Here is a 12,630-nt window from a genome sequence, read left to right as displayed (position 1 = left end):
ATATGTATGGTAGCTTTATTGGGATTCTTAACGATACTCGTATTTTTGGCATTGATTTTAACAAAAAGAGTTTCTGTAATCGTGTCATTAATTGTTGTTCCTATCATTTTTGCATTGATAGGCGGTTTTGGAGCGGATATGGGAGATTTCATGCTTGAAGGAATTAAGAGTGTGGCACCTACAGGAATTATGTTAGGTTTTGCGATTCTTTACTTCGGTATTATGAATAATGCAGGACTGTTCGATCCACTTATTTCTCGTGTATTACGAGCAGTGAAAGGGGATCCTCTTAAAGTCATAATAGGCACTGTTATCATTGCTATGTTGGCGCACTTAGACGGGTCAGGTGCTTCTACGTTTTTGATTTCAATACCTGCTTTGCTTCCTCTATATGATAGGTTAGGTATGAGTAGGATAGTACTTGCTGGAATGGTTGCTTTGGGAGCAGGAGTTATGAACTTGCTGCCTTGGGGTGGACCTACTGCTCGCGCTGCAACCGCCCTTGGTCTCGATACAAGCGATATATTCAATCCGATTATCCCGGCTATGGTTGCAGGAATTGTCTGGGTATTATTTGTTGCAGTCTGGATTGGGCGGAAAGAGAGAAAGCGAATCGGTGTAGTAGATATTGAGTATAATTTTCATGAGGAGCTGACGCCAGAAGAAAGAGCAATGAGACGCCCCAAATTATTTTGGTTCAATCTATTGCTAACGATTTTAACAATAGTAGCTCTTGTCAAAGTGTGGCTTCCTTTGCCTATCATCTTCATGGTTTCATTTGCCATAGCAGTTTTGATCAATTATCCAAAACCCGAAGACCAAATGGAACAAGTGAAAAGTCAGGCGGTTGGAATGATAACAGTAGTTTCTATTATTTTTGCTGCGGGAATTTTTACGGGTATTTTAACAGGCACGGGTATGATTACTGAAATGGCAAACGCCTTGGTATCTATTATCCCAAGTGAGTCCGGTGGCTTTATGGGGATCATTGTAGCAATAACTGGTATGCCTTTAAGTTTGTTGTTCACTCCAGATGCTTATTATTTTGGGGTGCTGCCAATCATTAGTGAAACGGCCTCTGCCTATGGAGTATTACCGGCTCATATAGGGAGTGCTGCTATTTTAGGCCAGATGACGACAGGTTTCCCTTTAAGCCCTTTAACCGCTTCAACATTCCTATTAATCGGATTAGCAGGAGTCGAATTGGCGGATCATCAGAAATTTGTTTTTAAATGGGCATTTGGCACGACAATCGTCATGACAGTTGTTGCAGTGATTACAGGGGTTATCATCTAAGTAATTATCAAAAGTAATTGAACATTTAAAGCGAATTAATTAAAACAGGACCGTCTCCTACGAACGATCCTGTTTTTGCTATATAAAAGCTCTTCATATTCTTCCTTGTCAATTGTATGAACGCAGTCCAATGGTATCTTTTAGAAGAATGTTAAGATTTTTGGAGGCTTTTGGTTGGATCATTCGATTTTAAAAAAGCTGCCTGCTTCAGGACTGCCTTGTGAATAAATGATTACAAAGTAAATGCTTATAAAGAGTATTTTACCGGCCATTCATTATTGGCCGTAATTCTTCTCTTCTGCCATCGCATCCGCTTTGGTTGCATGCACAGTGCCGAAAGCATGATGAGGAGGGGCATAAATTGTGTAAAGCTTTAATGGTACGGGACCTGTATTCGTAACATTATGCCAGGTTCCTGCAGGCACAACGATAGCTGAATTAACAGAGACGTTTCGTACGAAGTTTAAAAAATCTTTCCTTTCTCCCATTTGCACAAGTCCTTGGCCTTGCTCAATATATAGAAATTGATCGGTGTCTGGATGGATTTCTAATCCGATATCATCCCCGACATTGATGCTCATTAAAGTTACCTGCAAATGTTTTCCTGTCCATAGCGCCGTCCGATAGGTGTCGTTTTGCCTTGCAGCCGCCATCATGTTTACAACAAAAGGCTTTGCCCCATAGTCATGTAGAGGGATGGAAGCAAATCCAGCATCTTGCCACGGTTGCCCCCAATAAACCGGATGCAGCTGGGAATAGTTCATTGGCATAGGGAAGTAGTAAGGGGATACGTTAGAAGAATAATAAATGGCTCTCAATCCTTTCCTCGATCTTTATCTCTTTACTCTATGCATTATAGTAAAGGAATATTTGTCTGTTTAAATTAGCGATGTATGGATCATTGATTCAATCATTATTCTATGTTTCTTTCTAGTAAAGGGGGAGGGGGTATGACGATGGAGATTAGAATGATTCAACAAAGGGATTATGAAGACTTGGTAGGTTTGATGGAAGATTTGGGGTATCCTACAACGATTGAAGATCTATCCAAACGATTTGATGTGCTTCAAGAGCATGCTGATTATGAAGCATTGGTAGCAGTTAAAGATGGAAGAGTCGTGGGGTTTGCAGGTCTTTGTAAAGCATTGGCTTTTGAATTCACAGGAGTTTATGTCCGGATCATAGCTTTTGTTGTGAATTCAAACAATCGAAAACAAGGGATTGGCATGGAACTGTTGAAAGAATGTGAGCAATGGGCGATTCAGCAAGGGGCTGATACTATTGTTTTAAACAGCGGAAACCGGGAAGAAAGGCAAGCTGCGCATGCATTTTATATAGCTAATGGGTTTGTAGGAAAGAGTACAGGTTTCGTTAAGAAAATATAGTGGGAAGCTATCAGAGGACTGAACGGCTTCTGGTAGCTTGGCTCGTTCAGTCCTTCACTAACTTTAGGATTTCTATAATAGGATTGTCGTTGAATAGACGAAGAATTTTGCAAATAGATGGTTGTTTATTCATTGTTGAATGACCATCAAAGGAAACATGGTTTTACAGCAGAATGTTTATTGAAAACGTTTATGACCTCCCGACAGTTTGCTGTGCGCCTATTTACTTTCGCCATACATCAGCAGCCTTTTGAACAATCTCCGACTCAAGTTTTCAATCCTCATGGCATTCTCGGTGGATCCTTTATACACGGATGAAGCATCTATTTCAATGGAAAGCCTGATATAAATGAATCAGTGAAAATCAAAAATAGTTGAAATTGATAATCGTTATCAATTAGAATAAGTTCATATGGGAAGTTTTAAGACGAATCGAACTTTAAATTGTTATGTAGTTATGATGGCATTGAAAATAGATGAACCTGGAGAGTGTGCATATGCGGGAAGTTTTTGATGTGACGATCATTGGCGGCGGACCGGCGGGACTTTATTCTGCGTTTTACAGCGGGCTACGAGAAATGAAAACGAAAATTATCGAATATCAACCGCAATTAGGCGGTAAAGTTCACATATATCCCGAGAAAATTATTTGGGATATTGGCGGGCAGACCCCCATTTCAGGAGAACAGATCGTTAAACAGCTTGTTGCACAAGGGTTGACGTTCGATCCGACAGTTGTGTTAAACGAAAAAGTGGAGTCGATCAGTAAGGACGGGGACGGCTTATTTGTTTTGCAGGGCGGGTCGGGAGAAAAGCATTATTCAAAAACGGTCATTGTTGCAATTGGCGGGGGCATATTGAAACCTCAAAAATTAAATATCGAAGGTGCAGAACGATATGAGCTCTCCAATCTTCACTATACGATTAAGTCGTTACTCTATTTCAAAGGGAAGACTGTAATTATTTCAGGAGGGGGCAATACCGCTATTGATTGGGCGAATGAATTAGAACCAATTGCGGAAAAAGTGTATGTAACGTATCGAAAAGATAAAATGAAGGGACATGAAGCCAATGCGACTCAACTAATGGATAGCTCTGCTATTTGTCTTTCGAATACGTCCATTACAAAGTTGATTGCTAGCGATGATCATGAAGTGATTGAAAAAGTGGAACTGACAAATCACGAAACTGGAGAGATTGTTCAATTGCCGATTGATGAGGTCATAATCAATCATGGATTCGAGCAAGATGCTTCGTTGTTCCAAAACAGCCAGTTACCCGTTGAATTGAAGGATGATTATTACATCGCGGGAAACGCTCTAAGTGAATCTTCCATCGAGGGCTTATACGCTGCAGGAGACATTATTCGCTATGAAGGAAAAGTCCAATTAATTGCGGGCGCATTTCAAGATGCCGCAAACGCTGTGAACCGAGCAAAACTGTTTATCGAACCGGAAGCAAATGGCTTTGGGATGGTCTCTTCGCATAACGAGCTGTTTAAGGACCGTAATAAGGAAATAGTGAAGCAGATGGTTCAGTAATCACGTCACGGTTTTAGTATGGAATAATAAGGTTAATTGCAATAGATCATGCTTACGTAGATCTTTTGATATACATTTACAGTTTTATTATAGGCGGGATGTCTAACGATAGAAGTTGGATTGTATTCAAAATGTCTCATGAAATTCAATAGTTTGCTCATCGTCTTCTATCTGTCTGATAGGTAGTAGATATTTTAATCTATAAATTATTATGATACACTGTAATAAGGCAATCATTGATACAGAAAAGGTGTGTTCATAAGGTCATGTCTTGGCTGTAGTGACGCAGGTTCGTTCACATCCTTTCTGCAATTTCATATATAAGGATGGTAAAAATGAGCAACAGAGATACGAAAACAGAAGTCATCTTAATTGGTGCAGGAATTATGAGCGCTACATTAGGTACAATTCTAAAGGAATTAGCGCCCGATTGGAAGATTACGGTATTCGAGACGCTCGCAGAAGCTGGTGAAGAAAGTTCCAATGAATGGAATAATGCCGGTACAGGGCACTCTGCATTATGTGAATTAAACTACACACCTGAAAAGCCTGACGGTTCGATTGATATTAAGAAAGCGATTAATATTAACGAACAGTTTCAGCTTTCCAGACAGTTTTGGTCCTATCTTGTAAACAGTAACTTGATTCAAAATCCACAAGATTTTATTATGCCGATTCCTCATATGAGTTTAGTTGAAGGGGAAGAAAACGTCACATATTTGAAAAAGCGTTTTGAAGCGCTGAAAGATAACCCACTGTTTAAAGGGATGGAATTTTCTTCTGATCCTGAAAAACTGAAAGAATGGATTCCATTGATTATGGAAGGCCGTACGTCCACTGCACCATTGGCTGCAACGAAAATTGATTCGGGCACAGACGTTAACTTCGGTGCATTGACTCGCATGTTGTTCGAGCATTTAAAGAGCCAAGGCGTAGAAATCCATTACGGTCATCGTGTAAAAGATATTAAGCGTGCTGGAGACGGCACTTGGGAATTGAAGGTTCGCAATGAAAATAGCGGTGAAACGGATCGTCATACTGCAAAATTTGTGTTTATCGGCGCAGGTGGCGGCAGCTTGCCTTTATTGCAAAAGACAGGTATTCCTGAGTCGAAGCATATTGGCGGCTTCCCTGTAAGCGGTCTATTCCTTGTGTGTAAAAACCAGGAAATCGTTGAGAAGCACCATGCAAAAGTATACGGTAAAGCGAAGGTCGGTGCTCCGCCAATGTCGGTTCCGCATCTTGATACAAGATATATTGACAATAAAAAGGCGTTGCTGTTTGGACCATTTGCCGGATTCTCACCTAAATTCCTAAAAACAGGCTCTAATTTTGATTTGATCGGTTCTGTAAAACCGAACAATGTCTTCACGATGTTAGCAGCTGGCGCGAAGGAAATGTCATTGACGAAATATCTGATCCAGCAAGTTATGTTATCGAATGAGAAGCGTGTAGAGGAACTACGCGAATTTATTCCAGAAGCAAAACTTGAAGACTGGGATATCGTTGTAGCCGGCCAACGTGTACAAGTTATAAAAGATACGGAAGCGGGCGGTAAAGGAACGTTGCAATTCGGAACTGAAGTCGTCAGCGCGGCGGACGGTTCAATTGCTGCATTATTAGGTGCATCTCCAGGAGCATCTACTGCAGTGCATGTCATGTTGGAAGTTATAAAAAAATGCTTCCCGCAACAGCTAAAAGATTGGGAGCCGAAAATTAAAGAAATGATTCCATCATACGGCATTTCTTTAGTAGAAAACGAGGCGTTGTTCCATGACCTTTTCGAGTCTACTGCACAAACACTTGGCTTAAGTGAAAAGTCACAAGCCGAAGAAGAGTCCTCAAATGTAGAGACTACCAACACAGAATCTTCATCTATGAATGAGGAAGTAGTAGAAAACGTATAACCTACTGAATGAATTATAGAACCTTCAATCTTTGGATTGAAGGTTTCAGACTGTAGACAAAGTATCTTTTTACTTTGTCTACAGTCCTTTTAAGGTTTGTAGTCATGAGATAGGTGTTTGCCCAGCTTGGCTTGAAAACGCTTGTCAGACAAGGCGCGAAGTCGAGCGAAGACCCGAATAGAACTTAAGTTCATGAGGGGACGAGCGAGACGAGCAACGCAGTATGCGAGCGTTTGTCAACAAGCTGGAACCTTCAATCTTTGGATTGAAGGTTCTTTTTCGTTTATAAGAACGATTTTCATTTTTTTCGAATAATAAAAGCCGCATGACGACCGCATTGTTTATCTTCCCGATAAGAAAAACCGTCAGGGCTTTTAAATGTGCAAGTTCGATCCAGTACGATCTGTTCTGATGGAATACCCGACAATTCGCATTGTCTCTTCACGACGAGCTGATTATCGATATGATATTTGCCGGTTTGTTCATTGTAGTACATAAATTCCTCTGCATAGCCCAAGCTTTTGAATCGCAAAAACACATCTTCATCGACCTCAAATTTTTCTTGGCTTAATGCAGCACCAATTTGCACTTTGATGTTCGTCATGTTGCATCCTTCGTTTTGGTGTAAGTGTGCAAATAACTTTATCGTAATTTCTTTTACAGTGCCTTGCCATCCGGAATGGATAACGCCGATCAAGCCATTTGTTTCATCATGAAAAATGACAGGCACGCAGTCCGCAGTAAAGCCTACAAGCATAATACCGGGTTCAAAAGTGTAAAGTGCATCTGTATTTGCAATGGCTGTATTTTGCTGTTTAGATCCTCGCCCCTTGTCATTTGCAACCACCCGGTGAAAGTTGGCGCTATGGGTTTGATTGGCACAGACAAAATCTTGCAAACTGCAGCCGACAAGAGCAGAAAGCTTCTGTCTATTTTGGAGGACAGCCTCAGGATTTTTACATACGTGAAGTGCCATATTGTTGAACTCAGGCTCTTTTATATCTTTCATCGACATACCCGCTATGTAATTGTCATTTTGTAAGAAGATTTTCGTTTTCATAGTATCCCCGTTTCTATATTTCGATTATGATAAAAATAGAGGTTTTTCACAAAATATAACATATCTGAGGTGATGCTGCATGTTTCAAACGATAAAGAATGCCCAGGAATACTGGCTTGTCGATCAAGTAAAGAAGGAAGATGCAACTGAGGCTGACTACGAGAGAGCGTTTGACCAGCTGTTAGAGGAATGGCGTGAGCGGAAAGTGGGCTATTTGTCTTTGCTTATGGATGAAGCGCATGATGCTTATTTGATGGACAAAGGGTTCCGAAAAATATCTTCAATCGTTGAATATACACGAAAATTAAATGAGCTTCCCGAAAAAGCTTTAGGCATAACATCTGTGGCACTGTCGGCTAGTGACATGGACGATACAGCTTTTGCGGAGCTATATGAGCAATGCAGAAGTGGAACTGCGAATAAAAATCAATTGTTCACGATTGAACAGACGATGGCTTCTTTTGAATTGGAGTTAGGGAAACAGTGGCGCAATCATTGTTTCATATTCTATAAAGAAAATGATGTCATAGGCTTGGGTATCCCCCATATCGAAGCGGGTACTGACGATGAAGGGCGTTTATTTTATTTTGGCGTTGTTCCGCAATGGCGCGGAAAAGGGTACGGTGCAATTTGCCATCGACTATCACTTGAGCGGTTAAAGGAATTTCGTGCAAAGACGTATGTAGGCAGCACAGATGTTAATAATGTGCATATGATACGGATTTTTGAACGTAATGGCTGTACATTAAGGGATCGGAAGGGAATTTATCGAATCGACAATTAGGCTTAACTTATTTTACGCTACGGAAACAAGAGGGAAAGAGTAAAGGCAGGGGGACCTTAATCAGCAATCAAGCATATTGCCCCTACCTATCTAAACCCATTATTTATTTTTGAAAGAACGGATAGCGAAATAAATAAGTGATCCTATAGTGATTCCGATGAATATCGGCAAGAAACCAATCCCTAAAGATGCTGCTTTTCCTAAGGCTACTTGAACGGTTTTAAAATGTAAATATGTGAAAAAGAGTACGCATTCATTTTTCAACACATTGAGCAACAGCATCGAATTTTTATATTGGAATTCGATGTTGTTTTCATTTAAATTCATATAGTTATGCCACTCAGGATGCCGTTCCATGAAAGCCATGAAAGCAAATAGAAACAATGCAATGACTGGCAAAAGGATGAGTTCCCATTTGGATCCCCAACGATCCACCTCACCTGCGCCATTATAGTGCCCTGGCACTTCGTCAGGCAATTGTCCCCACATGAAAATTAAGTAAATGATCCCCGCAAGGTAGGCAAGTAAGGTGACGGTGTCAAACCCTTTTGCAAACCGGCTACGCTTGATAGTCATCATAGGTCGATTGTTCATTTCATATCACTCCTAAGGTACACATTCTTGTACGAATGATAAGGCGTAAAGTTTCGTAGGTTTGGCATTAGGTCATAAATGGCGCATAGTTCTATCCAAAAGGTTCGATCTATTTTCAATTCAAAAACGGATGAAGAAACAAAGTACGTTCCTTCATCCAATCGTTTAATTGACTATCCTTTTGTCATCGATGCTCCATTTATAATGAGTGGGGACTCATGAACGTCTTTTTTAGTTTCCATCACTTCAGATTCAATTGTTTTCCCTAACATATAGTATTCCGTCTCTTCTTGCGTCAAGCTGTTATATCGTTTTTTCATTGCCATATAGAAGATTCCTCCACCGATTCCCCAGCATAGCAGTAAAATATAAGATGGTGCTGAAAGGGCAGCTGGTGAAACAGGGATGAGTAGAAGCAATAAGAAAGCAATGCTTGCAATAATGCCAATCAATGATAAAGCTTTTTTCACCGGCGCAACTTCTCTTCCCGCAGGCTCTGCTTTCCACGCCAAAACTTTAAAGGCTGCGAGACAGGTGAATAAATAAGCGACAGATACGCCAGTTGACGACATGTCGACTATCCAAGTGAGTGCTTGGCGACCAAACCAAGGCATCGGTAATGTAATGAGTGCAACGAACCAAATGCCCCAAATCGGAGTTTTCTTCTTTTTTTCGATTTTACGGAACAGATTTGGCAAAGCACGGGCACGAGCCATTGAAAACAACAGACGGCTCGATGACATATAAAACCCATTTAACCCGGTAAAGATCCCCATAATAATGGCAATTGACATAATTACAAGACCAACTCGTCCCAACGATAAGAATACAATATCGCCTGTCGGCCAAAGATTGCTGTTCCCTGCCATTTCAGGGAATGTCCATGAAGTAAGGCCAATCATAATTGCATAAATAAGAAACGAAGTGAACAATGAAGCAACAATAAGCATTGTCGCTTTTCTTGGCGAAAATCTGAATTCCTCAGCAGCTTGGGGAACATTGTCAAATCCGACATAAGCCCATGGCGCGATTGCCACAATAACAAGAATGGAAGTGAGAATAGATTGCTTTCCACTAAAGTAAGGCTTGATGTTCTCCAATGGCTGCTCAGCAAATCCAAATGTAAATAATCCTAATAGGACGACTCCGCCGACTAATAGCACACTGAAATAAAACTGGATTCTTCCGGATATGTTTGCTCCTGTCGTGTTAATGAACGCAAAAAGCAAAATGAGAAATGACGCGATAAGCACTTCTGGCATATAAACGTCCCAACCAGCGATCGTATATAAATAATGCGTTTTCATTAACCCTGGCATTAAAAACTTTAAAAGCAATGTAAAAGCCGAGGCATTTAGTGCAACGATTGAAATATATCCTAAAGATAGAAACCATCCACAAATAAAAGCCCACACCTTTCCCGCTGCAATAAAAGCATATGTAAAACCGCCCCCTGATACCGGGAATTTTTTAATCATAACACCATAGCTTGAAGCAATAACCATCATGAGGAGTGCACCGATTAAAAGCCCGATTATCGCGCCTAAAGGACCAGAATCTTTAATCCAGTCACCGGGTAAAATGAAAGCGCCCCAGCCAACGGACGAACCTAACGCAATTGCAAACACCCAAGATGGTTTTAACGTCTTTTGTAACTTTCTCCTTCGAACTACATCAGTACGATCCATAAAACTTTGCCCCCTAAATTGCTGATGGGTTTCCATTCCCTATTTTGAGATAATGAAACTATGAAAAATAGTATGGGAAGGTTCGCATAAAATTAGGCAGTCCAAACGGATACCCAAATAAGAATGAAAAGTGAAGTAAAAAAACGACTCAGGCATGGGCCGGAGTCGTCTTTTACAATTATTTTGTATAGTTATCAAAATATCCTTGAATGAACACGATAGGTGTTCCTTTATCTCCGCTGCCGGAAGTTAGATCGGATAAAGAACCGATTAGGTCAGTCAGTTTCCGAGGCGTTGTGCCTTGTGCTTCCATAGAACCAACCAGATCTTCTTCTTTGTTTTCGATGAACTCATTAATCGCTTTTTTCAAATCATCACCGCGCAAGTCGGCAAAGTTGTTGTCCGCGAGATATTTCAATTTGATTTCGTTTGGCGTACCATTTAGGCCTGCTGTATAAGCTGGAGAGACGACAGGGTCTGCCAACTCCCAAATCTTTCCGACAGGGTCTTTGAAGGCACCGTCGCCGTATATCATCACTTCGACAGTTTTGCCTGTTTTCTCTTTTAGCATTGCTTGAATTGCGTCTACGACAGGTTGGCAGTCGCGAGGGAATAATTTTACGCTATCTTCCGTCGCTTTGTTGGAGCCTAATAGACCATAAGCTTCGTTATAACCGCTGCCTTCAATTGATTCAGAAAGGATGTTATCCAAGCTGTAAATTTTTTCGCCGCCATTCGCTTTCAAAATACGCTTCGTTCTGAAGCGAGAATGAATGTCGCATGTAAGTACGTTTTTTGTATAATCAAGAATCGTTTTTGCGTTATTTGAGAAGATTACTTCACACTCTACGCCGTATTCTTCCACAATTGATTTATAGTAGTCGATGTAGTCTACACCAGTAAATGTATGTTTATTGTAACCGAAAAGGTCACGGAATTGTTGTTCTGTCAATACGTCTGTCCATGGGTTTACGCCTTTTTCGTCAAGCGTATCGATGTCGACTAAATGATTGCCGACTTCATCGGAGGGGTAACTTAGCATCAATACAATTTTCTTTGCTGCACCCTTTGCAATGCCTCGCAAACAAATTGCAAAACGGTTTCGGCTCAAAATCGGGAATATGACACCGATTGTTTCTTCGCCATACTTTGTTGCTACATCTTTTGCAATATGATCGATCGTCGCGTAATTTCCTTGCGCACGGGCGACGATGGATTCAGTAATGGTGACAATATCTCTGTCCTGAATGTTGATCCCTTCAACTTCCGACGCTTTTAGCACACTATCTACAACAATCTCTTCGATGTTGTCCCCTTTATTAATGATGGGGCAGCGAAGTCCTCTGACAACAGTTCCCACTACTCTTTCCAATGTGATCGCTCCTTATCGCGTTTCAAAAAATTTTATCGTCAATCTACTTGTACTATACAACGGTGAGTGATATAAGTAAAATTAATACTTCTAATAATGGGCATAAGGGGTGTTTATATGGTTAGTAAATTAGATCTGTACCGTGTTTTTAGTATTGTCGGTAAAAATGAGAGCTTCTCTGGCGCTGCTAGAGAGCTTTATATGACGCAACCGGCAGTCAGCCAATCGATTATGCAATTGGAGGCTGAATTGGATACGCGCCTCTTTAACCGAACACCAAAAGGAGTTACGTTGACGATGGAAGGAAGCCTTCTGTTGGAGTATGTTAATTCGGCCATTAATTTAATCGGCATCGGTGAAGAAAAGATTGCCGAATTTAAAAATTTGACGACAGGCGAACTTAGAATTGGGGTAGGAGATACCATTTCGAAGTATTTTCTACTCCCTAATTTGGAAACTTTCCGAAATAAATATCCGAATATTAAACTAAAGATTATCAATGGAACGACCGATGAAATAATAACGGCTCTAAAATCTGGCCATGCGGATATTGCGATTTGCAATTTGCCAATTCAAGATACGACAATCGTGGCAAGGCCATGTTTAACGGTTCATGATATATTTGTTTATGGTGAAAAATATAACAAATTATTGTCGAAGCCGATTGGTTTCAATGAGCTGTCGAAACTACCGCTCATTTTCTTAGAGCCGAAATCCAATTCACGCAAGTATGTAGAAGATTATTTTTTATCGAAAGGCATTCAAATCTCTCCTGAATTTGAATTGGGATCTCATGATTTATGCATTGAATTTGCAAGGATCAACATGGGCATTGCATGCGTCACACGTGAATTTTCACAAGACTACATGAATAAAGGAATTTTGCGGGAAGTTCAATTGACGGAAGATATTCCGGCAAGAAGCATTGGCATCTGCGTATTGAAAAGCGTGCCACTATCGCCAGCTACAACGAAATTTGTAGAAATAATAGAAGACAAATAAG

Annotated in this window: 11 protein-coding genes; 6 read left to right on the top strand and 5 right to left on the bottom strand. The window is 40.6% G+C overall.

The features are described 5' to 3' along the window. Nucleotides 1–6 precede the first annotated feature (6 nt). Nucleotides 7–1,296 (top strand): CitMHS family transporter, encoded by a 1,290-nt coding sequence (locus WFH04_RS10545; protein ID WP_336824005.1) that lies wholly within the window; start codon nucleotides 7–9, stop codon nucleotides 1,294–1,296. A 275-nt stretch (nucleotides 1,297–1,571) separates the two neighbouring features. Here WFH04_RS10545 and WFH04_RS10540 read toward each other — a convergent pair whose 3' ends face one another. Then, complete coding sequence (locus WFH04_RS10540; protein WP_336824033.1) at nucleotides 1,572–2,066, bottom strand: cupin domain-containing protein; 495 nt, start codon at nucleotides 2,064–2,066, stop codon at nucleotides 1,572–1,574. A 186-nt stretch (nucleotides 2,067–2,252) separates the two neighbouring features. On the opposite strand from WFH04_RS10540, the gene WFH04_RS10535 reads away from it, so the two are divergent. The 3 genes from WFH04_RS10535 (at nucleotide 2,253) to WFH04_RS10525 (ending at nucleotide 6,129) form a co-directional block, all read left to right on the top strand. Then, nucleotides 2,253–2,681: a GNAT family N-acetyltransferase gene (locus WFH04_RS10535; RefSeq protein ID WP_336824004.1), complete on the top strand. Its 429-nt coding sequence runs from the start codon at nucleotides 2,253–2,255 to the stop codon at nucleotides 2,679–2,681. 491 nt (nucleotides 2,682–3,172) lie between these two features. After that, nucleotides 3,173–4,222: an NAD(P)/FAD-dependent oxidoreductase gene (locus tag WFH04_RS10530; RefSeq protein WP_336824003.1), complete on the top strand. Its 1,050-nt coding sequence runs from the start codon at nucleotides 3,173–3,175 to the stop codon at nucleotides 4,220–4,222. A 320-nt stretch (nucleotides 4,223–4,542) separates the two neighbouring features. Beyond that, a complete protein-coding gene (locus WFH04_RS10525; RefSeq protein ID WP_336824032.1) occupies nucleotides 4,543–6,129 on the top strand; it encodes a malate:quinone oxidoreductase in 1,587 nt (528 codons plus the stop codon). Between the two features lie 298 nt (nucleotides 6,130–6,427). Here WFH04_RS10525 and pgeF read toward each other — a convergent pair whose 3' ends face one another. Then, nucleotides 6,428–7,189 carry a peptidoglycan editing factor PgeF gene (gene pgeF / locus WFH04_RS10520; RefSeq protein ID WP_336824002.1) on the bottom strand — a complete coding sequence of 254 codons (762 nt, stop codon included), beginning with the start codon at nucleotides 7,187–7,189 and terminating at the stop codon, nucleotides 6,428–6,430. Nucleotides 7,190–7,268: 79 nt separating this feature from the next. On the opposite strand from pgeF, the gene WFH04_RS10515 reads away from it, so the two are divergent. Continuing rightward, nucleotides 7,269–7,973 carry a GNAT family N-acetyltransferase gene (locus WFH04_RS10515; protein WP_336824001.1) on the top strand — a complete coding sequence of 235 codons (705 nt, stop codon included), beginning with the start codon at nucleotides 7,269–7,271 and terminating at the stop codon, nucleotides 7,971–7,973. Nucleotides 7,974–8,072: 99 nt separating this feature from the next. Here the strand turns inward: WFH04_RS10515 and WFH04_RS10510 are convergent, their stop codons facing one another. The 3 genes from WFH04_RS10510 to WFH04_RS10500 all read right to left on the bottom strand — a co-directional run bounded on the left by WFH04_RS10510 (nucleotide 8,073) and on the right by WFH04_RS10500 (nucleotide 11,627). Further along, nucleotides 8,073–8,567 carry a DUF1648 domain-containing protein gene (locus WFH04_RS10510; protein ID WP_336824000.1) on the bottom strand — a complete coding sequence of 165 codons (495 nt, stop codon included), beginning with the start codon at nucleotides 8,565–8,567 and terminating at the stop codon, nucleotides 8,073–8,075. Nucleotides 8,568–8,740: 173 nt separating this feature from the next. Beyond that, nucleotides 8,741–10,255 carry an APC family permease gene (locus tag WFH04_RS10505; protein WP_336823999.1) on the bottom strand — a complete coding sequence of 505 codons (1,515 nt, stop codon included), beginning with the start codon at nucleotides 10,253–10,255 and terminating at the stop codon, nucleotides 8,741–8,743. A 178-nt stretch (nucleotides 10,256–10,433) separates the two neighbouring features. Next, nucleotides 10,434–11,627, bottom strand: coding sequence for a coenzyme F420-0:L-glutamate ligase (locus WFH04_RS10500; RefSeq protein WP_336823998.1), 1,194 nt, complete (start codon nucleotides 11,625–11,627; stop codon nucleotides 10,434–10,436). A gap of 117 nt (nucleotides 11,628–11,744) precedes the next feature. Between WFH04_RS10500 and WFH04_RS10495 the strand changes: the two genes are divergently transcribed. Continuing rightward, on the top strand, nucleotides 11,745–12,629 hold the full coding sequence (locus WFH04_RS10495) for a LysR family transcriptional regulator (RefSeq protein WP_336823997.1): 885 nt from the start codon (nucleotides 11,745–11,747) through the stop codon (nucleotides 12,627–12,629). Nucleotide 12,630: the final 1 nt, after the last annotated feature.

Origin of the sequence: Sporosarcina sp. USHLN248, assembly GCF_037144575.1 — a bacterium.
Taxonomy (GTDB): Bacteria; Bacillota; Bacilli; order Bacillales_A; family Planococcaceae; genus Sporosarcina; species Sporosarcina contaminans.
The sequence above is the reverse complement of the archived record's forward strand: the minus strand, read 5'-3'. Positions and strand labels throughout refer to the sequence as shown.

What these genes read in the sequence shown, in the direction of transcription:
- WFH04_RS10545 (WP_336824005.1), top strand. Translation starts at nt 7, where the DNA reads ATGGTAGCTTTATTGGGATTCTTAACGATACTCGTATTTTTGGCATTG.
- WFH04_RS10540 (WP_336824033.1), bottom strand. Translation starts at nt 2,066, where the DNA reads ATGCCAATGAACTATTCCCAGCTGCATCCGGTTTATTGGGGGCAACCG.
- WFH04_RS10535 (WP_336824004.1), top strand. Translation starts at nt 2,253, where the DNA reads ATGGAGATTAGAATGATTCAACAAAGGGATTATGAAGACTTGGTAGGT.
- pgeF (WP_336824002.1), bottom strand. Translation starts at nt 7,189, where the DNA reads ATGAAAACGAAAATCTTCTTACAAAATGACAATTACATAGCGGGTATG.
- WFH04_RS10515 (WP_336824001.1), top strand. Translation starts at nt 7,269, where the DNA reads ATGTTTCAAACGATAAAGAATGCCCAGGAATACTGGCTTGTCGATCAA.
- WFH04_RS10510 (WP_336824000.1), bottom strand. Translation starts at nt 8,567, where the DNA reads ATGAACAATCGACCTATGATGACTATCAAGCGTAGCCGGTTTGCAAAA.
- WFH04_RS10505 (WP_336823999.1), bottom strand. Translation starts at nt 10,255, where the DNA reads ATGGATCGTACTGATGTAGTTCGAAGGAGAAAGTTACAAAAGACGTTA.
- WFH04_RS10495 (WP_336823997.1), top strand. Translation starts at nt 11,745, where the DNA reads ATGGTTAGTAAATTAGATCTGTACCGTGTTTTTAGTATTGTCGGTAAA.